Genomic DNA, 21,435 nt, shown 5'->3' with positions numbered 1-21,435 from the left:
CGGGAGGACGGCCTGTGATGCTATTTCGTCCCGTAAGGGAAAACGATCTTGACGACATCGTCCGCCTTGCCGCGCGGGCGGGGGTCGGCATGACCTCTTTACCCCATGATGCCGGGCGCCTGGCCGCCCGGATACGCCGCAGCATTGACACCTTCGCCGGCGCGCTGCCGCGCGGCCAGCAAGGCTTTCTGTTTGTGCTGGAAGACACCGCGCTGGAGCGGGTGGTGGGGGTCAGCGCCATTGAGGTGGCGGTGGGCCTGGACGAGCCGTTTTACAATTTTCGCATTCAGAAAACGGATCGCGCCTCGAAAGCGCTGGGAGTCTATAAGCCTCAGGAGCTGCTCAATCTGAGCTATGACCACACCGGTCACAGCGAGCTGTGTACGCTGTTTCTCGACCCCGGGTATCAGCGCAACCGCAACGGTCTGCTGCTCTCCAAGGCGCGGTTTTTGTTTATCGCCGCCTTCCGCGAGTGGTTTTCGCCGCACCTGTTTGCCGAACTGCGCGGCTGCAGCGATGAGCAAGGGCAATCGCCGTTCTGGGATGCGCTGGGCCATCACTTCTTCGAGATCCCGTTCGCCGATGCCGACCGGCTGACCGGCACCGGCATGAAAACCTTTATTGCCGAGCTGATGCCGGCGTACCCGATCTATATCTCGCTGCTGCCGGAGAATGCCCGTCAGGTCATCGGTCAGGTGCATCCCAACACCGCCCCGGCGCGGGCGATCCTCGAGAAAGAGGGGTTCAGCTGGCGCGGCTCGGTGGATATTTTCGATGCCGGTCCGGTGCTGGAGGCGGAGACCGATCAGATCCGCGCCGTGCGCGACTGCCAGTGCCTGCCGGCTCAGCAGCTGACGGGCACGCTGTCGGCGCCGACGCTGGTCGCCAACGGTCAGTTCGACAATTTTCGGGCGCTGCTGGTGGCCCACGAAGAGCTGGTCTCACTGGACGCCGCCGCGCTGGATGCGCTGCAGGTCACTGAAACCGACCGCGTTTACACGGTAACCCTGAACCCAGAGGAAAACAGATCATGGCGGTAAAAGCACAGTTCATAGCCGGGCAGTGGCAGCCGGGCAGCGGCGCTACGATGAGTAAACTGGCCCCGGAGGATCAATCTCTGCTGTGGCAGGCGGCCAGCGCGGGGGCCGACGACGTCCAGGCGGCCTGCGCCGCGGCGCGGGCGGCGTTTTATCCCTGGTCGCACCGCCCGCTGGCCGAGCGTATTGACGTCGTCCAACGTTTCGCCGCGCTGCTGGAGACGCACAAAGAGGCGCTGGCGACCCTGATTTCCCGGGAGACCAGCAAGCCGCTGTGGGAGACCCGCACCGAAGTGCAGGCGATGATCGGCAAAGCCGCCATCTCCGTCGAGGCCTATCACCAGCGGACAGGCTTTCACGAGTCGACCCTGCCGGACGGTAAAGCGCAGCTGCGCCACAAGCCGCACGGCGTGATGGCGGTCTTCGGTCCCTACAACTTCCCGGGCCATCTGCCCAACGGGCATATCATTCCGGCGCTGATCGCCGGTAACACCGTGGTGTTTAAACCCAGCGAGCTGACGCCGGCCACTGCGGAACTGACGGTCCAGCTGTGGCAGCAGGCGGGCGTCCCCGACGGGGTGATTAACCTGCTGCAGGGCGGGAAAGCCACCGGCCAGGCGCTGCTGGAAAACCGCGATATCGACGGCGTACTGTTCACCGGCAGCGCGGCGGCGGGTTTCCACTTCCATCGCTACTTCGGCGGTCAGCCGGAGAAGATGCTGGCCCTCGAGATGGGCGGCAACAACGCGCTGATCGTGGCCGACGTGGCCGATGTCGATGCGGCGCTGCATGTGATTATCCAGTCGGCGTTTATCTCCGCCGGACAGCGCTGCACCTGCGCGCGCCGGCTGATCGTTCAGCGCGGCGAGCAGGGGGATGCGCTGCTGCGGCGACTGGTGGAGGCCAGCGCGCAGATCCGCGCCGGGAAATGGGATGACCAGCCGGCGCCGTTTATGGGCGGGGTGATTTCCCTTGAGGCGGCGCAGAACATGCTGGCGGCGCAGCAGAAACTGGAGGTGCTCGGCGGCAAGGTGCTGCTGCGTATGCGCCAGCCTGACCTGCACTCCACGGTGCTGACCCCGGGGATCGTCGATGTCACCGGTATCGAGGTGCCGGATGAAGAGTACTTTGGTCCGCTGCTGACGGTTATCCGTTACGACGACTTCCCGGAGGCGATTCGCCTCGCCAACCAGACTCGCTATGGCCTGGCCGTGGGGCTGATCTCCCGCAATGCGGCGCAGTTTGACCAGCTGGCGGACGAGGCGCGAGCCGGGATCGTCAACTGGAACAAGCCGCTGACCGGCGCTTCCAGTAAAGCGCCGTTTGGCGGGGTGGGCGCCTCCGGCAACCACCGGGCGGCAGCGTGGTACGCCGCCGATTACTGTGCCTGGCCGATGGCCTCTCTGGTCAGCGACACGCTGACGCTTCCGGCGAACGTATCGCCGGGCCTGCCATTCTGATAACGGAGCCTGTGAGGACATATGTCTGGTTTTGAAGCTAACTTTGATGGCCTGGTCGGCCCGACGCACCACTACGCCGGACTCTCCGTCGGCAATGAAGCCTCGCAAAATAACCGCGATGGTCTCTCTAACCCGAAAAAGGCCGCGCTGCAGGGGCTGTATAAAATGAAAGCCCTGGCCGATCGCGGATTCGTGCAGGGGATCCTGCCGCCGCAGCCGCGGCCGAACCTGCGCCTGCTGCGCGACCTGGGATTCGAGGGCAGCGATGAGCAGGTCATCCGCCAGGCGGCCCAGGCGGCGCCGCAGCTGCTCTCCGCCTTCAGCTCCGCTTCGTCGATGTGGACCGCCAACGCGGCGACCGTTTCGCCGTCGGCGGACAGCGCCGATGGCAAAGTCCATTTCACTGTCGCCAACCTGAACAATAAGCTGCACCGCATGCAGGAGGCGCCCACCACCTCGGCGATCCTGCGCGCCACCTTCGCCGATCCGCGCTTCTTCGCCCACCACGCGGCGCTGCCGCAGCATGGCGACCTCGGCGACGAAGGGGCAGCCAACCATAACCGCTTCTGCCGGGAGTACGATCGTCAGGGCGTGCAGCTGTTTGTCTACGGTCGACGCGCCAGCGGCGGCATCGCCCCGGTGAAGTATCCGGCGCGGCAGACCCTGGAGGCCAGCGAAGCGGTAGCCCGTCTGCACCAGCTGGATCCGCGCTATACGGTGTTTGCCCAGCAGGCGCCGCAGGCTATCGATCGCGGCGTGTTTCATAACGACGTTATCGCGGTCAGCAATCGCCATGTGCTGTTCCACCATCAGCAGGCGTTTGTCGATCAGTCGACAGTATTGGCGACGCTGCGGGCAAAAAGCGACCGTCTCGATATCCCGTTTACCAGCGTGGAAGTGCCGGACGAGCGGGTGTCGCTCGATGACGCCGTGGCCTCATATCTGTTCAACAGCCAACTGCTGAGCAAACCCGACGGCAAGATGCTGATCGTGGTGCCAGAGGAGTGCCGGCAGCGGGAAAACGTCTGGCGCTACCTGGGCGATCTGGCGGCCGACAGCGCCTCGCCGATCGATGAAGTGGCGGTTTTTGACCTGCGAGAAAGCATGCGCAACGGCGGCGGCCCGGCCTGCCTGCGGCTGCGGGTGGTGCTCAACGAGGCGGAGCGCGACGCGGTCAACGCCCACAGTCTGATGAACGACGAGCGTTACCAGCAGCTGACGGCGTGGGTGGAAAAACACTACCGTGACCGGCTGCACGCCCGCGATCTGGCGGACCCGCAGCTGCTGCGCGAGGTTTATCAGGCGCTGGATGAGCTGACGCAGATCCTGCGACTGGGCCCTGTCTATGATTTTCAGCGTTAAGGAGCGGCAGATGGAGCATCTGGTTAACGATTTACTGCACTGCCGCCTGCAGGAGTGGACCTTTCCGGCGGACATCGAGGCCCGCTGGCTGGGCGAGGGCATCCTGCAGCTGCTGCCGTCCACGCCGTGGCGTCAGGCGACGATCCTCTCCGCTGGCGTTCATGGCAATGAGACCGCGCCGACCGAGCTGCTGCTGCAGCTGACCCACGATCTGAGCCAGGGGCGGCAGCCGCTCACCCAGGCGCTGCTGATCGTCTTTGGTAACCTGCCGGCGATCCGCGCCGCGCGTCGCTATCTGCACAACGACCTCAATCGCCTGTTCGGCGGCCGCCATCTGGCGGTCTCCCCGGGCAATGAGTCGCGGCGGGCTTTTGCCCTCGAGCAGGCGGTGCAGGCCTTCTATCGCGCCGCCGACGCGGCGGGGCCGGTCAGCCGCAGTCATCTCGATATGCATACCGCCATTCGCGGGTCGCTGTATCGCCAGTTTGCGCTGCTCCCGGCTCACGCGGAGGATTTTTCGCCCGGCTTCTACCAGCTGCTGCAGGCCAGCGGGATGGACGCCATCGTGCGCCATACCGAAGCGGGCGGCACCTTCACTCATTTCACCTGCGAAAAGTTCGCCGCGCAAAGCGCCACCCTTGAGCTGGGAAAAGTGATGCCGTTCGGCGCCAACGATCTCAGCCTGTTCGCCGCCGCCGACGCGGCGATCCGGGCCTGGATTTCTGACGCGCCGCTGCCCCCGCGCGACAAAGCGCCGGTGGATTACTTCCTGGTCGAGGAGAGCATCATCAAGCGCGAAGGGGAATTTACGCTCAATCTGGCGGCCAACGTCGAGAACTTCACCGCGCTCCCGGCAGGGTATGAGATCGCCCGCCAGGCAGAGAAACGGTGGGTGGTGCAGGCCCGGGCCCCCTATATCCTCTTTCCCAATGCCGGGGTCGCCACCGGCCAGCGCGCCGGGCTGCTGCTCCGCGCCGCGGCGCTTCGCCTCCCGCAACCAGCCTGAGGAAACACCATGACTGAACATCAACATCAGGCGCCATCTGCCGCCGGAGGTGAAGGCGCGTCACAGCTTAAGCGCGGGCTTGGCGCCCGCCATATCCAGATGATCGCCCTCGGCGGCGCCATCGGCACCGGGCTGTTTATGGGGGCTGGGCGCAACATCGCCGTCGCCGGCACCTCGATTCTGGTTATCTATGTGCTGGTCGGGTTCTTTACCTATATGGTGATGCGGGCGATGGGGGAGCTGCTGCTCACCCGCCATGACTACCGCTCGTTTGCCGACTTTGTCGGCGAGTATCTCGGACCGCAGGCCAGCTTTTATCTCGGCTGGACCTACTGGCTGAGCTGGGTGGTGACCTGTATCGCCGACGTGGTGGTGTGCGGGAGCTATATGCAGTACTGGTTCCCCGAGCTGTCGGCGTGGATGCCGGCCCTCAGCATGCTGGCTATCCTGTTTCTGCTCAACCTGCTGTCGGTGAAAATGTTTGGCGAGGCGGAGTTCTGGTTCGCCCTGATCAAGGTGATCACCATTATCGCCCTGATTGCCACCGGCGGCTGGATGATTGCCACCGGCTGGACCTCTCCGGACGGCGTGACGGCTTCTCTGAGCCATCTCACCGACCCGACGGCCTTTATGCCTCACGGTATCACCGGCTTTTTCGCCGGCTTCCAGATAGCGATCTTCTCCTTTACCGGCATCGAACTGCTGGGGACGATGACGGCGGAGACCCGCGATCCACAGCGCATTTTGCCCAAGGCGATCAATGCCCTGCCGCTGCGGATTATCATCTTCTATCTGCTGTCGATGGTGGTGATCATCGCTGTCGCCTCCTGGCCGGGAGTGTCGGCGGAGACCAGCCCCTTCGTGACCCTGTTTGCCAAAGCCGGGCTGCCCGCGGCGGCGGCGGTGATTAACTTCGTGGCGCTGACCTCGGCGATGTCCTCGGCCAACAGCGGGGTCTTCTCCAGCACCCGCATGCTGTACGGCCTGTCGGTGGAGAAGCATGCGCATTGGCAGTTCCGTATTCTGTCGCGCAGCACCCGCATCCCGGTGCGCAGCCTGCTGTTTTCCTGCTTCTGTATGCTGATCGGTACGCTGCTGCTGTTCCTGGTGCCGAATGTGATGACCCTGTTTACCATCGTCTCGACCTTGGCGGCGATTATGGTGGTGTTCAGCTGGGGGATGACCCTCGTGGCCTATCTGGTTTATCGCCGTCAGCGTCCGGACCTGCACGCCGGTTCGATCTTTAAGATGCCCTTTGGCGTGGCGATGAGCTGGGTGAGCCTGCTGTTCTTCGCGTTCGCCATCTTCATCATGATCTTTGACCCGGACACGCTGCTGGCGCTGCTGGCTTCTCCGCTGTGGTTTATCGCGCTGTGGGCCTTCTGGAAGCTGAAGCAGCGGCGCGAGGGGCAGCTTCAGCTGGACAATCAGAGCGCCTGACACCCGCCGGCCCTGGCGGCCGGCTACAACTCGTCTTAGCCGTTGTTCTCGTTTGTCTGCCCGGTGGCGGCTGGCGCCTTACCGGGCCTACTGTCTTACTGAGCCTGGGATGAGCGGTTTCCCCCGCGGCGTGATCCCCCCTGTAGGCCCGCGCAAGCGCAGCGCCGCCGGGCGGGATAGTCGGCTTCGCAGCAGCTTTACTGCCCGGTGGCGGCTGGCGCCTTACCGGGCCTACTGTCTTACTGAGCCTGGGATGAGCGGTTTCCCACGTGGCGCGATCTCCCTGTAGGCCCGCGCAAGCGCAGCGCCGCCGGGCAGGATGGTCGACCCGGACCGGCTGCGGTTAGGCGCTTTCCGCCCGGGGGCGCGCCGCGCCTGGGACGGATTTCATCCGGCTGGCGCAGAATATCGCCAGCAGCGAAATCGCCACCGTAACGCCCAGGTAGATGGCCACCGGTCGCCAGTCACCATCGTATTTCGCCAGCAGACCGGTGGCGATAAGCGGCGCGGTGCCCCCGGCCAACGCGGCGCCCAGCTGGTAACCCAGGGTGATCCCGGTGTAGCGCACATTGGCGCTGAAAATCTCTGAGCACAGGGTACCCAGCACCGCGGTCACCGGCGCCCACAGGATGCCGAAGGCAACGATCGTCGCCAGCATAATGCCCCAGCTGGTGCCGGTGTCGAGCAGCAGGAACCACGGAACGATAAACAGCCCCAGCAGCACCACGCTCAGGGTGTACATCTTTTGCCGGCCCACCTTGTCGGACAGCAGCCCCATCAGCGGGATCATCACGGTGGCCACCAGCGCGCCCAGGGTGACGGATTCCAGCGCCTGCGACTTCTGATAGCTCAGGGTGGTAGTGGCGTAGCTGACCACAAAGGTAGAGAAGATATAGAAGGGGGCGGTCTCCACCACTTTCAGACCCGCGGCGATCAGCACCTCCCGCCAGTGGTGTTTGAGCGTCACGCGCAGCGGAGCCTTCGCCACCTGGCCAGACTGTTTCACCTGCTTAAAGGCGGGCGTTTCGTCGATATCTTTGCGGATCCACAGGCCGAGGAAAACGAGGACGGAGCTGAGCAGGAACGGAATGCGCCAGCCCCAGGCAAGAAACTGCGCCTCATCGAACAGGGTCATCAGCGAGACGATAAAGGTCGCCATCAGCATGCCGATGGTCACGCCGGCCTGAGGAATACTGCCGAAAAAGCCTTTCCGCTTTTCCGGGGCGTATTCGTAGGCCAGCAGCAGCGCGCCGCCCCATTCGCCGCCGATACCCATGCCCTGAATAATGCGCAGGGTAATCAGCAGGGCGGGCGCCCACAGGCCCACCATTTCGTAGGTGGGCAGCAGGCCAATGGCCACCGTGGCGCTGCCCATCAGCGACAGGGTCAGCACCAGCGTCTTCTTGCGACCGATGCGATCGCCGATGTGGGCGAAAATGACCCCGCCGATGGGGCGGATAAAAAAGGTGAGCGAAAAGGAGAGCCAGGAGAGGATCAGGCCGATGACCGGGTCGACCATCGGAAAGAAGATTTTGTTAAACACCAGCGCGGCGGCGGTGCCATAGAGAAAATAATCAAACCATTCGATGGCGCTGCCGGTCAGGCTCGCGATCAGGACCTTCTTGTTTTTCTGCAGAATGGATGCAGTGTTGCTTTCTGGATTGCTCATTACGAAACGTTCTCCCGCCACGGTAAAAGGTCAGGTGTCACTCTGTGCGTGCAGGGTGCAACCTGATGTGAAAAAGGTTGTGTAATTGTTAAGAAACTTAGAGTTGATGGTTACAATTGGCAAGTTATCCCTCGGCAACGCGGGCGAGAAAACGCGCTTTTGTCTGGTGTAACCGCGAGGTAAATTTTTATTTTCCACCTGTTTTTGCTGTTTTTTGTTATTTTCATGGTCAGTTATTCAGGTGCAACCCGCGTGTTTTTAGATGTTTCTTGTTATTTCAAAATGGTTACAAATCGACGTCGCTTTGCGCCCCGGCAGGCGGCGTTTATGATGGCCGGACTATCCTCTCTGCGCGGTTGAGAGGTGATTAAGGAGATCAGAATGGCAGAACAATTTCCCCCGCTGTCGGCGACGACGCTGGCGGCGGCTAACCTGACTGGCGGCTGGCTGGCGCAGAACGATCTGGCGACGCTGACCGCGCCGCCGGCAGTGGATGTGGTGGTGCTGGCTGGCAATGCCGTGATCCCCACCATCGACGCCGCCTGCCGGCTGGCGAAGGAGCAGGAGGTTCCGCTGCTGATCAGCGGCGGCATAGGACACTCCACCGGTTTTCTGTATGAGGCGGTGCGCGAGGATCCCCGCTACCGTTCGCTCGCGGTGGAGGGCCGCCCGGAAGCGCATATTCTGGCGGATATTGCGCATGACTTCTGGCACATTCCTCGCCCGCGGCTGGTGGTGGAGGATCGGTCGACCAACTGCGGGGAAAACGCGCGCTTTACCCGCACAATGCTGGAGAGCCGGGGGATCCCCCATCGTCGCGGGATCGTCATTCAGGACCCCACCATGCAGCGGCGGACGATGGCCACCTTCGCCCGCGTCTGGCAGGGGGCGACGACGCCGCCGCAGTGGCTGAGCTTTCCCGGCTGCTCGCCGGTGCTGGAGCAGACCGACGGCCAGCTGGGGTTCGCGGGCGGCGGGGCGGGGCTGTGGCCGGTGACCCGCTACCTCGCGCTGCTGCTGGGCGAGCTGCCGCGCCTGCAGGATTCCCCTGAAGGGTACGGTCCGCGGGGGAAAGACTTTATCAGCCACGTGACCTTCCCGCCGGCGATCCTCGACGCCTGGCGACAGCTGCGGGAGGATGACCGGCTTGCCGGGGCGCTGCAGGCCCGACTCCTCGGCTGAAATATGCCCGTTTGCGGCAGATTTATCGCAAACGGGCAATTTGTGTTATTGAAATGTAACCTCAACCGGGCATTTTTGGCCCGGTTTTATGAATCAGCTCACAGAAATGCGCCAACGTGCTGCGAAGCCACGGCTTATCCGCCCGATATTTAACAAAAAAATCACTTGTTAAATACAAATGCACCACAGGAGCAGCCATGACAGCACCCGTTCAACACCCAATGTATATTGATGGCCAGTTCGTTACCGGTCGCGGCGACGGCTGGATCGACGTGCTTAACCCGGCGACCGAAGCGCTGCTGTCGCGGATCCCGGACGGGACCGCGGAAGAGGCGCGACTGGCGATTGACGCCGCAGAGCGCGCCCAGCCGGCCTGGGAGGCGCTGCCGGCCATTGAGCGCGCGGGCTGGCTGCGCAAAATTGCCGCCGGCATTCGTCAGCGTGCCGACGACATCGCCGGGCTGATCGTCGCTGAAGGGGGCAAGATCCAGCAGCTGGCGGCGGTGGAGGTTGCGTTTACCGCCGACTATCTCGACTACATGGCCGAATGGGCGCGGCGGTATGAAGGGGAGATCGTGCAGAGCGACCGTCCCGGGGAGAATATCCTCGTCTTCAAACGCGCGCTGGGGGTGACCACCGGGATCCTGCCGTGGAACTTCCCGTTCTTTCTTATCGCCCGCAAGCTGGCGCCGGCGCTGATCACCGGCAACACTATCGTCATTAAGCCCAGCGAATTCACGCCCAACAACGCCATCGCTTTCGCCGAGATCGTCCACCAGGTTGGGCTGCCGAAAGGGGTCTTTAACCTGGTGCTCGGCCGTGGGGAAACCGTCGGCCAGGAGCTGGCCGGCAATCCGAAGGTGGCGATGGTCAGCATGACCGGCAGCGTAGCGGCGGGGGAGAAAATCATGGCCGCCGCGGCGAAAAATATCACCAAAGTGTGCCTCGAGCTCGGCGGCAAAGCGCCGGCCATCGTCATGGACGATGCGGATCTGGAGCTGGCGGTGAAGGCGGTGGTGGACTCGCGGGTGATCAATACCGGGCAGGTGTGCAACTGCGTCGAGCGGGTCTATGTTCAGCAGGGGATTTACGATCGCTTCGTCAACCGCCTCGGCGAGGCGATGAAGGCTGTGCAGTTTGGCGACCCGGCGGCGCGCGATGACATCGCCATGGGGCCGCTGATTAACGCCGCCGCGCGGGATCAGGTGGCGCGCAAAGTGGCAAAGGCGGTGGCGCAGGGGGCGCGGGTCGCGCTGGGCGGTCAGCCGCAGGAGGGGAAAGGCTATTTTTATCCGCCGACCCTGCTGCTGGATGTGCGTCAGGAGATGGATATTATCCATGAGGAAACCTTCGGGCCGGTGCTGCCGGTGGTGGCGTTTTCGACGCTCGATGAAGCGCTGGCGATGGCCAATGACAGCGATTATGGCCTGACCTCTTCGATCTACACCCGCGATCTTAATGTGGCGATGAAGGCGATTAAGGGGCTGAAATTCGGCGAAACCTATATCAACCGCGAGAACTTTGAGGCGATGCAGGGATTCCACGCCGGCTGGCGTAAATCGGGGATCGGCGGCGCAGATGGCCGCCATGGCCTGAATGAGTACCTGCAGACTCAGGTGGTCTATCTGCAGGCCTGAGGCGCTCAATGCAGAATCGGCGGGCAGCGCAGGCTGTCCGCCGTTCACTTAGCGGGCAAATTTCTCCAGCACGCGGATCAGCTGGGTGACAAAGCCGTATTCGTTATCGTACCAGGCGACGGTTTTCACCAGCTGTACGCCGCCGGCCTCCACAATCTCCAGCTGGGTGGCATCGTAGATTGAACCGAAATGGCTGCCGATGATATCGGAAGAGACAATCTCTTCTTCGGTGTAGCCAAAGGATTCATTGCCCTCTGCCGCCTGCTTCATCGCCTGATTGACCTCATCCGCAGTCACTTTTTTCTCCAGCACCGACACCAGCTCCGTCACTGAGCCGGTTTTGGTCGGTACGCGCTGGGCATGGCCTTTCAGCTTCCCGCTCAGGGCGGGGATCACCAGGCCGATAGCCTTGGCCGCGCCGGTAGTGTGCGGGATGACGTTTTCCGCCGCCGCCCTGGAGGCGCGCAGATCTTTACCGCGCGGCCCGTCCACCAGCGACTGGGTGCCGGTATAGGCGTGGATAGTGGTCATGGTGCCTACGGTGATGCCGAAGGCATCCTGCAGGACTTTGGCCATCGGCGCCAGGCAGTTGGTGGTGCAGGAGGCGACGGAGATAATGGTGTCATCCGGCGTCAGGGTGTCATCGTTGACGTTATAGACGATAGTTTTCATCTCGCCGGCGGGGGCGGAAATCAGCACCTTGCGCGCGCCGGCCTGGAGATGGGCCTGCGATTTCTCTGCCGAGGTGTAGAACCCGGTACACTCCACAATCACTTCCGCGCCCGCCGCCTGCCACGGAATATGCTGCGCCTCTTTTTCGGCATACACGGTGATGGTCTTACCGTTGACGATCAGCGCATCTTCCGTGAAGTCGACGCTCCACGGGAAGGGGCCGTAGTTTGAATCATGCTTTAGCAGGTAGGCCAGTACTTTTGGCGAGGTGAGGTCGTTGATAGCCACCACCTCGAGGCTGCTGTCGACTTCTAATAAACGGCGTAACACCAGACGTCCGATACGACCAAAACCATTAATCCCAAGTTTACTCATGGATATTCTCCGGTTGGTAAAACGACTCGATGTGATAAAACTCCTCCAGGCTTAGTCCTGACTCGCAGCCAGGTCAACTGACAATCTGTGCGGTTCGCTGCCGGGCCCGCAGCATGAGCCAGAAAAGTGGATGTTTTGGCGGACTTTTTTATCCGTGACGGCAGGGAATAATTTTTGTTACCGGAGATGATGGGCCGCCTGCTGGCGAAGCGGTGAAAAGCGTCTATGCTTAACTATTGAATAACTTAGTAAAATATTGCCGTTAGATGAAGGGAGAGCTTATGGGATTCTGGAGAATCGTTTTTACTATCATTCTGCCGCCGCTGGGAGTACTGCTGGGGAAAGGTTTCGGCTGGGCGTTTATTCTCAACATTATTCTGACCCTGCTGGGCTATATTCCAGGCCTGATCCACGCCTTCTGGGTGCAGACCCGCGATTAAGGGCTGGCCCCTCAGGCCAGGCTTCCCCCTGGGACCCGCTCAGGGGGGAATCAGGCTCTCTTTATACAGCAGCCTGTTTTCCTTCGACCAGTAGTGGCGAGTCTCCTCGTCCAGGTCGACGCTCCACTTAAACACCCCGGCGCTGGCGAGATCCCTGCAGTACTGTTCAAAGTTGATGGCGCCGGCAAAATGGCGGATGACCGCGGCCGAGGTCAGCCGATGGCTGGGGGCGCTGCGCACGCGCAGCAGGCCGCGGGCGCTTTTTATCGTGATCACCTCGTCGTTGGCCATCACGAAATTCATATTGCCGGTAGAGACAAAGTAGATATAACACGAGACCTGATGCCGACGCAGTTCACTGGCGAAGGTGGCAAAATCGGCATCTGAACGCACTTGCTCAAAAAAATGACCCAGCCTGGCCAGCAGTTCCATTTCGATCCTTATTGTGTTGCGGTGCGCGGCTTTGGCCGGTAGCGGCAGAAACCATTCACGAAGTCACTTATTCGTATTTTAATAATATAGGCGCGTTATATTAAGGGTTATTGGATAACTGGAACATCGTTTCAAGTGTTACAATGTATTGCAATCGTTTGCCTGCACGGCCCCTCTGGTGGTGAGGAAATGGCGTGACGGGAGACGGGGAAACCCATGCCGGCGATGAAGGTCGCCGGCGGGGCAACGGGGTTACTTCTGGATCAAATAGCGAATAGTCGGGCCATCCTGCTGAATATCCAGCACCGTATAGCCATGGTTCCTGGCATCAAGCGGAATGTTATTGATCGACTGCGGACAGTCGCTAATCACTTCGAGGATCTCGCCTTTTTGCAGGGAGGGCATCGCCTCCAGGGTGGCGACCGCCGGATAGGGGCAGGGCTCGCCGACCATGTCCAGGCGATAATCAGGGATGATGTTCTTCATGCGCTCTCCTTCGCGGTCCGGACCGCTGCCGACTGGCGGCGGAAAAAATGTCTCTCCCAGGCGATCACCAGCAGCAGGGCGATCAGCAGCAGCAGATAGGTCGCCAGCAGTCCGCCGAAGGGACCAAAAGCGTTCAGCAGGTTGACCTTTTGCCAGTGGGTGGCGAGCGGGGCGGCGATATCGTCCCAGCACCAGGCGAGCAGCGTGGAGCCGATAACGTTGCCCAGCCCCACCCACCAGTAGTGAACCTGGCCTTCCACCGCCCGGTACATCCAGCCGGTTTCACAGCCGCCGGCCAGCACGATGCCAAAGCCAAACAGCAACCCGCCAATCGCCGCGTTGGGACCGGCCCACATGATTTTCGGCGCCATCCCCAGTTGCACATAGCTGAAGATGCCGATGGCGCTCGCCGCCATGCCGAAGATTATCGCCTTCGCCATCACCGTCCGGCCGGTGATCCACATATCGCGAAAGGCGGAGGTGAAGCAGATCTGCGCGCGCTCGATAAGCAGACCGAAGCCGATGCCGAACAGCATCGCCAGGCCGAGCGCAGGGTGGTCTGCGGCGGTGAGCAGGCCCCAGCCGATCATGGCGAAAAAGATCACCATGCCCAGGCGGAAACGGCGGCGCGCCTGCTGCGGTTTTTGGGTTAACGGCGAAGCAGCGGATACCTTTTGCATTTTTACCGGTATGCGAAAAAGAGGCAGCAGGGTGAAGCGAGCGCCAAACCAGGAGCCGATGGCGGTGGCGATGGCAAACAGCCAGGCGTGCAGGGAGAACTGCGGAATGCCGGTGAAAAAGGCCGCCAGATTGCAGCCCATCGCCAGCCGCGCGCCGAACCCGGCGATGATACCCCCGGCTACGGCTTGCACAATGCGGATCCGGCTGCGTGGCAAGCGCAATTTGACGTTATTGGCCCACAGCGCCGCGGCCAGGCAGCCGCCGAACATGCCGATGATCATCCTGCCGTCGATGCGGGTCAGCGGCGTCCCGTCGAGATGGATCAGCTGATAATAGCCCCACTGTTCGCTGTGGACCCCCAGCAGCTGCAGCAGCTGGCCACCCCAGCGGGTAAATTCGCCGGTCACCGCCCAGAAGGTGCCGGTGATGCCAAAATAGTAGGTTGAGAGAATGCCCGCGGCGATGACCGCCGGGACGGGGGACCAGAACCGGATAAGCCAGGCCTGTTTGAAGGATTGCCATGTCATAAAAATGCCTCTGAACTCAGAAGGTATTAAAGGTCGATGACCGACCGAAGTGGGCACATAGTATCCGCCTTACCGCCAGCTTTCTCTGTTTTAGATCAAGGCCCTACCCCTGCGTCAGCACCGCCAGCAGCGCCAGCAGCGCGGGCAGCGCCTGAATATAGAGAATTTTGCGGCTGGCGGTCAGCGCGCCGAATACCCCGGCGGCCAGCACGCAGGCGAGGAAAAAGATCACCACCGGCTCGCCGGACTCCCTCAGCCATAGCCCCCACGCCAGGCCGGCGGCCAGGAAACCGTTATACAACCCCTGGTTGGCCGCCAGCACCCGGGTTTCCCGGGCGAAATCGGCGCTGAGGTTAAAGGCCCGGCGCCCGGCGGGCGCTTCCCAGAAAAACATCTCCAGCACCAGGATGGCGAGATGAATAATAGCGACCAGCGCAACGAGGAGAGTGGCTAACACAGCAGTCCTTAATCGATGAGATGAATGTGTCTGCAGTATAGCCGCTGGCGCTCACCAGGCGAGAGGGCGACTGCTATAGTGCATATAGCGTCATGTTTGCCTGCCGCGACGAGCGCCGGTTTATCTGATTGCCCTTTGGTTTAGCTTAGCGGTGATAGTATGCCGGGTTCTTTTTTTACGGGTGTGGCGTAGGTTACTGAATGTTGAATAAATTATGGGTTGTGTTATCCGGGCTGCTGTTGGTTGCCATGCCGTCGGCGCAGGCCGGGGAATTAAATCTCTATTCGATGAATACCGGTTCCTATGTTTATCACATGACCGGCAACCACGGACAATATAACGAGCATTTCAACAACAACTTTTTCTCGGTGGAGCGCAAGTTTTCAGCGGATTCAAAATACAGCGCGCTGGTCGGCACCATGAAAAACAGCTTCGACGATCGCTGTCTGACCCTCGGCGTGCGCCGCGACTGGCTGAAAAACGACACCGGCTGGCTGCTGAAAGGGGTGTATGCCTATACCGGAGAATTTTTCTTTGACGCTTTCAGCCACTGCGGCGACTCAGGCACCTACCGCACCGCCAAAAAAATCACCGGCGTCGGTTTTTCGCCCTATATCTATCATGGTCTGCAGTATAACTTTACCGATTATTTCGGCGTCGAGGGCGGGATTATTCTCCCGGCGATCTTTGTGATGAGTATTCAGTGGAGCTTTCGCTAAGCGCCTGTATCAGGCCGGTAAAGGAGAGGCCACCCTGGGTGGCCTGCTCATGTTGCCCTGGCGGCAGGGATTAATGGAAACCGAGACGGATCAGATCTAACGGACAGAAGCGGCCCTCGCAGCCGTCGATTTCCACGCAGTCCGCCCGACGCAGCTGCTCGGCGGTTTTCCCCTCGCCATGGATCGCTTTAATCACGCCCGTCGTACCGTTACCGGCGATCATGACCATACTGCCGGTGGCAATAGCGTTACGATTACGGTCATAGGTTTTCATGCTCTCCTCCTCAATAAACCAGTGTAAGCAATGATTAAGCGGCCAAATTAATACCGCTTCCTTCCTAAAAAAGTTTTGAGGAATATCAAAATTATTTTAATAATGCCGACATCAGCCGGGCGCGAGAGTCATTCATGGCCGCTACAGGGTTTGCCTGCGCCAGGGGGAAAGCCTCGATCATCCTGCCAGCCATCTGGCAGGCAGGATAGGGTTTGACAACCAGATAATTCACTTTGCCGGCGCATCAGATAAGGCTGCGCAGGGCGGCTATTAGCCCTGCGACACCGCGCTCCAGCTTCTCGCGTGGACAGCCGACATTGAGGCGCAGAAAGCCATTGCCTTCGGGACCATAGGTATACCCCGGCATAATCGCCACCTTCTGCCCGGCGATCAGCGCGTGGTTCGGTCTGCTGCGCGCCGGAAGGCAGAGCGGGGAGGATGGCGTCGACAGCTACTTCGAGCAGCGGGTGGCGCTGGCGGCGTTCGCCGATGTGCCTGAGGCCGCGCTTGACGACCTGCCGCTCACCTGGGTCACCACCCCGGCGCGCGAGATGGGAAAAACGCTGGCGGAGTCGATGCTGCGGCGGCTGGAGGAGGGCGCGGGCGAGACGCGAAATCAGATCATGCCCCCGCGGCTGGTGACGAGAAAATGACGGAGACGGCGCGCGGTGGCCGTCTCCTGAGCCGATAAATTACGGCTGCGGGGCGGCGTCGTCCTGCTGAGGCGCGGCGTCATCCTGCTGCGGCTGGCCCTCCTGCGGCGCGCTGTCCGGTAACGAAGGCGCTTCGAGACCAAACATCGCGGCAAAATCCTCCAGCGGCATTTTCTGGCCGTTCAGCGTCACCTGACCGTTCGCGTACTGCAGGCTGCTGCTGATGGCGTTATCTTCCATGGTGGTGATGCGGAACATCTGGCCCATCGCCGCCAGGCCTTTGACCTGCTGATCGGCGAGTTTGGCGGCGTCGGCTGGCTGGTAGCCTTCCAGACCGGCGATCTTAGTCATAAACTCCGTCGCCATATCCACCGGGATCACCACTTTGCCGTCAAGGGACTGCACCACGCGATCCAGGCTGTCCGCCAGGGTCTGCGGCGGGGCGGTCACCAGGGCCGGATCTTTCAGCAGCACCGAGAGGTTGAGGCTGCTTTCGCCTTTGGCATTGCGCCAGCTCAGCGGTGAGATAGTCACCGACGGATTGCCCTTAAGCAGGATCGGCAGCGCATTGAACAGGGTTTCGGTAAGCGCCTGCTGGTACAGCTCCGGGTTCTGCGCCAGCTCTGGTTTCGCCAGCAGCGCCTGAGACTGCGCGCTGTACTGCTGGCTGAACTGGTGCCACGCCTGACCGTCGACGTTATCCACTTTCAGCGTCAGTTTGCCGCTACCCATATCCTGACCCTGCAGCTTCAGGCTGTTGACGGTGTAGTTCACCTGGCTGTTCACGCCTTTGCCGTCCTTGGTCAGCGTGGAGCCGCCGTCCAGCGCCATGCCGTCAACCAGCGCCAGCTCTTTGCCTTCGACACTGATGGCCAGTTTATCGAGGGTCATTTTTTGCTGGCCGATACGCTCGTTGAAGCTGGCCAGCTCGGTGGCGCCGTCGGTGGTCAGGTTGACGAAGCGCAGCTGCACCTTCTGATTATATTCGTTGAGAGCATCGATCTGGCCGCTGCCGGCCTGGCCCTTCAGGCTGATGTTTTTGCCGTCGCGGTCGGCGTCGAGCTGGAACTCGCCGCCGCTGAAGGTGACTTTCTCATCCCCTTTGGCGTAGTCGAGGGCATTGAGGACGATCGCCGACTGGCTGTCGCCGCTGTAGGCGATGCGCGTATCGACGGTAAAGGGGGTATTGCCTTTGGCTATTTCGAACAGCGCCTGGCTGGCGTCGTTTTTCACCAGCGTGGTGTGGACCGAGGCCATCGCCGGGGCCAGATTAAAGGTTTTTAACGAGGCCAGCGGGAAGGGGCCGTGATCGACCACCTCGTCAAGCACCACGCTCTGCCCGGCGGCCAGCCAGCCGTTAGCCTGACCGGCGATCGGCTTCACCACCAGCTGCAGATGGCTGCTGAACAGCCCGCGCTGGTAGTCCTGATAGCTCAGCTCCAGACCTGACTCCGGCGCGCTGCTGCGTAACTGCGCGTTAGCCTGCTGCACCATATCGGCAATCCGGCCTTCCAGCTGTTTGCCGGTGTACCAGGCGCCGCCTGTCCATACCACGCCCAGCGCCACGATGATTCCTGCTGCGACCAGCGATTTTTTCATAGCATTTGTCCATAAATGAAGCCAGGCGGAGAGACCGCCTGGCTGAGTTGTCATAATCAGTAAGCGCGACCTGAAAGGTCTGTCGTTTACTGGAGCTTATTGAACACGCGCGCCACGCGGCCATGGCCGCTGACCTGCACCGGCGATTCATTGGCGGCCACAAAGGCCGATTCGCCCGGCTTGAGGGTCAGGCTCTGGTCGCCTTTGCGCAGCAGGGCTTCGCCGTCGACGCAGAAAACGATCGCCGCGCTCGCCTGGGCCAGATCGCTGGCCTCGGCGGAGAGATCGTGCAGCGAGAAGGCAAAATCTTCCACCGGGATCGGGAAGTCCAGCTCCGCGCCGTGCCGCTGCGGCTGGGTCAGCAGCTCACCCGCCGGTTTGGCCTCGAACTTGACGTTGGCCACCAGCTCAGGGATATCAATGTACTTCGGCGTCAGGCCGGCGCGCAGCACGTTATCCGAGTTGGCCATCACCTCCAGCGCCACCCCCTGCAGATACGCGTGCGGCGTTTCGGCAAACAGGAACATCGCTTCGCCCGGATTCAGCTTCACCACGTTCAGCAGCAGCGGGGAGAAAAGGCCGCTGTCGTCGGGATAAAATTCGGCGATCAGGCGGATGGTCTGCCACGGTTCGCCCTGTTCGCGGTCCAGCACCTCGCGCAGCGCCTGCAGCGCCTGCGCTTTTTCCTCGCCCTGCATATTCAGCAGGCTGGCAAACAGCTGGCTCAGGCGAGCCGCGTCCGGCTGCTGCAGGAAGGCGCCGATCGCCGGGTGCGCGTTAGCCACCGGCTGCAGCAGGCTGACAATCTCGCTGAACTCGCGAAACGCGTTCATCGCCAGGAACGGGGTCAGGGCGAAGACCAGCTCCGGCTTGTGGTTCGGATCTTTGTAGTTACGTTCGGCGGCGGAGAGGGGGATGCCGGCGGCGTTCTCGCGGGCGAAACCCTCTTCGGAGGCCTGCTTGTTAGGATGGACCTGAATGGAGAGAGGCTGCGCGGCGCACAGCACTTTAAACAGGAACGGCAGTTCACCGAAGCGCTGCGCCACTTTGTCGCCGAGCAGGGCGGCTTTGTCCGCATCAATCACTTCGCGCAGCGAACGCGGCTGGCCGTCTGCCGCCAGGATCTGCGAGCTGCTCTTCGGATGCGCCCCCATCCACAGCTCTGCCATCGGCAGGTTGTCCGGGTTGGCGATGCCATACAGTTCAGTTAAGGCGGTGTGGCTTCCCCATGCATAGTTCTGCACGGCGTTAATCAGCTTTTGCATTCTCAATCCCTGTTTCAATCAAAGTAAAATTTATCGCCCTATTAAACCAGCAAACGCTGGAGAAGCAACTGCTGAAAGAAAAAGTCGTCCCTGTCTCAGTTTTTGTTAAAAATTTGTGTAAAATTGATCGACTCGCTTTTCTACAGGCACATGGAGTCCCTGCCTGAAACATAATCAGCCAAAGCAGTAAGTGAGAGTACAATGTCGAATAAACCGTTTGTTTACCAGGATCCTTTTCCCCTCAAAAAGGATGACACCGAGTATTATCTCTTCAGCAGTGATTACGTCTCCGTCGCCGAATTTGCCGGCCAGGAAGTGCTAAAAGTTGACCCTCAGGCGCTGACCCTTCTGGCGCAACATGCCTTCCACGACGCCTCCTTTATGCTTCGCCCGGCCCATCAGCAGCAGGTAGCGGATATCCTTAACGACCCGGAAGCCAGCGAAAACGACAAATACGTCGCCCTGCAGTTCCTGCGCAACTCCGATATCGCCGCCAAAGGCATTCTGCCCACCTGCCAGGACACCGGCACCGCCATCATCATGGGTAAAAAAGGCCAGCGCGTCTGGACCGGCGGCGGCGACGAAGCCGCGCTGGCGCAGGGGGTATACAACACCTACATCCAGGACAACCTGCGCTATTCGCAGAACGCCCCGCTGGATATGTATAAAGAGGTCAACACCGGCACCAACCTGCCGGCGCAGATCGACCTCTATGCTACCGATGGCGATGAGTACAAATTCCTCTGTATCGCCAAAGGCGGCGGCTCGGCGAACAAAACCTATCTCTACCAGGAAACCAAAGCGCTGATCACCCCGGCGAAGCTGAAAAACTATCTGGTGGAGAAGATGCGTACCCTTGGTACCGCTGCCTGCCCGCCGTACCACATCGCCTTTGTCATCGGCGGTACCTCGGCGGAAGCGACGCTGAAGACCGTCAAGCTGGCGTCCACCAAATACTACGACGGTCTGCCGACCGAAGGTAATGAGCATGGCCAGGCGTTCCGCGACATTCAGCTGGAGCAGGAGCTGCTGGTGGAGGCGCAAAATCTCGGCCTCGGCGCGCAGTTCGGCGGCAAATACTTCGCCCACGATATCCGGGTGATCCGCCTGCCGCGCCACGGCGCCTCCTGTCCGGTAGGGATGGGGGTTTCCTGTTCCGCCGACCGCAACATCAAAGCCAAAATCAACCGCGACGGCATCTGGATCGAGAAGCTGGAGAGCAATCCGGGGAAATATATCCCTGAGCATCTGCGCCAGGCCGGCGAAGGCGAAGCGGTGAAGGTGAACCTTAACCAGCCGATGAGCGAGATCCTGGCGCTGCTGTCGCAGTACCCGGTCTCCACCCGTCTGTCGCTGAGCGGCACCATTATCGTCGCCCGCGACATCGCCCACGCCAAGCTGAAAGAGCTTATCGATAATGGCGAGGAACTGCCGCAGTACGTGAAAGATCACCCGATCTACTACGCCGGCCCGGCCAAGACGCCGGACGGTTACGCCTCCGGCTCCCTCGGCCCGACTACCGCAGGCCGCATGGACTCTTACGTCGATCTGCTGCAGTCTCACGGCGCGAGTAAGATCATGCTGGCGAAAGGCAACCGCAGCCAGCAGGTCACCGACGCCTGCCATAAGCACGGCGGTTTCTACCTCGGCAGCATCGGCGGCCCGGCGGCGGTACTGGCTCAGCAGAGCATCCGCAGCCTGGAGTGCGTGGCGTATCCGGAGCTGGGGATGGAGGCGATCTGGAAAATCGAAGTGGAAGACTTCCCGGCGTTTATCCTCGTCGATGATAAAGGCAACGACTTCTTCCAGCAGATCCAGACGTCGCAGTGCGCCCGCTGCGTGAAATAAACCTGGCCGCCCTTCGGGGCGGCTCTGGCCGATGACAAACTTGTTTTCGTTATCGTGCGCGCCTTCTGCCGGGTGGCGGCTTTCGCCTTACCCGGCCTACGAAAACAGCAATATCAACCGGGTATGCCATTCCCTGTCGGCCCGCGCCAGCGCAGCGCCGCCGGGCAATCGCTGAAGATGGCATGTTGTCAGCCGTCCGGGCCGCCCTTCGGGG

The 21,435-nt window shown here is 61.2% G+C and carries 20 protein-coding genes and 2 pseudogenes; 11 read left to right on the top strand and 11 right to left on the bottom strand.

What is annotated here, in order from left to right:
- Positions 1-17 precede the first annotated feature (17 nt).
- From astA to LGM20_RS13875, 5 genes are read left to right on the top strand one after another with little or no spacing between them, the layout of a single operon-like run.
- Positions 18-1,040 carry an arginine N-succinyltransferase gene (gene astA / locus LGM20_RS13895; RefSeq protein WP_077255371.1) on the top strand — a complete coding sequence of 341 codons (1,023 nt, stop codon included), beginning with the start codon at positions 18-20 and terminating at the stop codon, positions 1,038-1,040.
- Entirely contained in the window at positions 1,031-2,497 is a 1,467-nt protein-coding gene (gene astD, locus LGM20_RS13890) for a succinylglutamate-semialdehyde dehydrogenase (RefSeq protein WP_044522677.1), read from the top strand. Before astA ends, astD begins: the two co-directional genes overlap by 10 nt.
- 21 nt (positions 2,498-2,518) lie before the next feature.
- Positions 2,519-3,859, top strand: coding sequence for an N-succinylarginine dihydrolase (gene astB, locus LGM20_RS13885; protein ID WP_032452675.1), 1,341 nt, complete (start codon positions 2,519-2,521; stop codon positions 3,857-3,859).
- Positions 3,860-3,869: 10 nt separating this feature from the next.
- Positions 3,870-4,865 carry a succinylglutamate desuccinylase gene (astE, locus tag LGM20_RS13880; protein ID WP_032452676.1) on the top strand — a complete coding sequence of 332 codons (996 nt, stop codon included), beginning with the start codon at positions 3,870-3,872 and terminating at the stop codon, positions 4,863-4,865.
- A 9-nt stretch (positions 4,866-4,874) separates the two neighbouring features.
- Positions 4,875-6,305: an amino acid permease gene (locus LGM20_RS13875; protein WP_044522680.1), complete on the top strand. Its 1,431-nt coding sequence runs from the start codon at positions 4,875-4,877 to the stop codon at positions 6,303-6,305.
- A 343-nt stretch (positions 6,306-6,648) separates the two neighbouring features.
- On the opposite strand, the gene LGM20_RS13870 is transcribed toward LGM20_RS13875, so the two are convergent.
- On the bottom strand, positions 6,649-7,974 hold the full coding sequence (locus LGM20_RS13870; RefSeq protein WP_023289485.1) for an MFS transporter: 1,326 nt from the start codon (positions 7,972-7,974) through the stop codon (positions 6,649-6,651).
- A 381-nt stretch (positions 7,975-8,355) separates the two neighbouring features.
- Between LGM20_RS13870 and LGM20_RS13865 the strand changes: the two genes are divergently transcribed.
- Positions 8,356-9,156, top strand: coding sequence for a YdcF family protein (locus LGM20_RS13865; RefSeq protein WP_044522681.1), 801 nt, complete (start codon positions 8,356-8,358; stop codon positions 9,154-9,156).
- A 61-nt stretch (positions 9,157-9,217) separates the two neighbouring features.
- Here the strand turns inward: LGM20_RS13865 and LGM20_RS13860 are convergent, their stop codons facing one another.
- A complete protein-coding gene (locus LGM20_RS13860) occupies positions 9,218-9,355 on the bottom strand; it encodes a hypothetical protein (RefSeq protein WP_044522685.1) in 138 nt (45 codons plus the stop codon).
- Here LGM20_RS13860 and aldA point away from each other — a divergent pair.
- Positions 9,354-10,793 (top strand): aldehyde dehydrogenase, encoded by a 1,440-nt coding sequence (gene aldA, locus LGM20_RS13855; RefSeq protein ID WP_023289487.1) that lies wholly within the window; start codon positions 9,354-9,356, stop codon positions 10,791-10,793. The two genes, LGM20_RS13860 and aldA, sit on opposite strands and share 2 nt — an antisense overlap.
- Positions 10,794-10,841: 48 nt before the next feature.
- On the opposite strand, the gene gap is transcribed toward aldA, so the two are convergent.
- On the bottom strand, positions 10,842-11,840 hold the full coding sequence (gene gap, locus LGM20_RS13850) for a type I glyceraldehyde-3-phosphate dehydrogenase (protein WP_016160929.1): 999 nt from the start codon (positions 11,838-11,840) through the stop codon (positions 10,842-10,844).
- A gap of 281 nt (positions 11,841-12,121) precedes the next feature.
- Between gap and LGM20_RS13845 the strand changes: the two genes are divergently transcribed.
- A complete protein-coding gene (locus LGM20_RS13845) occupies positions 12,122-12,280 on the top strand; it encodes a YqaE/Pmp3 family membrane protein (protein ID WP_002903230.1) in 159 nt (52 codons plus the stop codon).
- A gap of 39 nt (positions 12,281-12,319) precedes the next feature.
- On the opposite strand, the gene LGM20_RS13840 is transcribed toward LGM20_RS13845, so the two are convergent.
- The 4 genes from LGM20_RS13840 to LGM20_RS13825 all read right to left on the bottom strand — a co-directional run bounded on the left by LGM20_RS13840 (position 12,320) and on the right by LGM20_RS13825 (position 14,863).
- On the bottom strand, positions 12,320-12,712 hold the full coding sequence (locus LGM20_RS13840) for a DUF1398 domain-containing protein (protein WP_023289488.1): 393 nt from the start codon (positions 12,710-12,712) through the stop codon (positions 12,320-12,322).
- Positions 12,713-12,964: 252 nt separating this feature from the next.
- Positions 12,965-13,198, bottom strand: a complete 234-nt coding sequence (gene yedF, locus LGM20_RS13835) for a sulfurtransferase-like selenium metabolism protein YedF (RefSeq protein ID WP_004204092.1) — start codon at positions 13,196-13,198, stop codon at positions 12,965-12,967.
- Entirely contained in the window at positions 13,195-14,406 is a 1,212-nt protein-coding gene (yedE, locus tag LGM20_RS13830) for a selenium metabolism membrane protein YedE/FdhT (RefSeq protein ID WP_023289489.1), read from the bottom strand. Before yedE ends, yedF begins: the two co-directional genes overlap by 4 nt.
- A 103-nt stretch (positions 14,407-14,509) precedes the next feature.
- On the bottom strand, positions 14,510-14,863 hold the full coding sequence (locus tag LGM20_RS13825) for a DUF1304 domain-containing protein (protein WP_023289490.1): 354 nt from the start codon (positions 14,861-14,863) through the stop codon (positions 14,510-14,512).
- A 239-nt stretch (positions 14,864-15,102) separates the two neighbouring features.
- On the opposite strand from LGM20_RS13825, the gene LGM20_RS13820 reads away from it, so the two are divergent.
- Positions 15,103-15,582 (top strand): hypothetical protein, encoded by a 480-nt coding sequence (locus tag LGM20_RS13820; RefSeq protein WP_162823501.1) that lies wholly within the window; start codon positions 15,103-15,105, stop codon positions 15,580-15,582.
- Between the two features lie 70 nt (positions 15,583-15,652).
- Here LGM20_RS13820 and ydfZ read toward each other — a convergent pair whose 3' ends face one another.
- A complete protein-coding gene (ydfZ, locus tag LGM20_RS13815) occupies positions 15,653-15,856 on the bottom strand; it encodes a putative selenium delivery protein YdfZ (protein ID WP_004151566.1) in 204 nt (67 codons plus the stop codon).
- A gap of 244 nt (positions 15,857-16,100) precedes the next feature.
- Positions 16,101-16,253 (bottom strand): annotated as a pseudogene (locus LGM20_RS13810) (transcriptional regulator); the annotation flags it as partial.
- On the opposite strand from LGM20_RS13810, the pseudogene LGM20_RS13805 reads away from it, so the two are divergent.
- Positions 16,243-16,509 (top strand): annotated as a pseudogene (locus tag LGM20_RS13805) (substrate-binding domain-containing protein); the annotation flags it as partial. The pseudogenes LGM20_RS13810 and LGM20_RS13805 overlap by 11 nt on opposite strands.
- 39 nt (positions 16,510-16,548) lie before the next feature.
- Here the strand turns inward: LGM20_RS13805 and LGM20_RS13800 are convergent.
- Both LGM20_RS13800 and manA read right to left on the bottom strand, forming a co-directional pair.
- Positions 16,549-18,108 (bottom strand): YdgA family protein, encoded by a 1,560-nt coding sequence (locus LGM20_RS13800; RefSeq protein WP_044522689.1) that lies wholly within the window; start codon positions 18,106-18,108, stop codon positions 16,549-16,551.
- A gap of 86 nt (positions 18,109-18,194) precedes the next feature.
- Positions 18,195-19,373, bottom strand: coding sequence for a mannose-6-phosphate isomerase (manA, locus tag LGM20_RS13795; protein WP_023289494.1), 1,179 nt, complete (start codon positions 19,371-19,373; stop codon positions 18,195-18,197).
- 201 nt (positions 19,374-19,574) lie between these two features.
- Between manA and fumA the strand changes: the two genes are divergently transcribed.
- A complete protein-coding gene (fumA, locus tag LGM20_RS13790; RefSeq protein WP_044522691.1) occupies positions 19,575-21,221 on the top strand; it encodes a class I fumarate hydratase FumA in 1,647 nt (548 codons plus the stop codon).
- The last annotated feature ends 214 nt before the right edge of the window (positions 21,222-21,435 follow it).

The organism is Klebsiella quasipneumoniae subsp. quasipneumoniae (assembly GCF_020525925.1).
GTDB lineage: Bacteria > Pseudomonadota > Gammaproteobacteria > Enterobacterales > Enterobacteriaceae > Klebsiella > Klebsiella quasipneumoniae.
The sequence above is the reverse complement of the archived record's forward strand: the minus strand, read 5'-3'. Positions and strand labels throughout refer to the sequence as shown.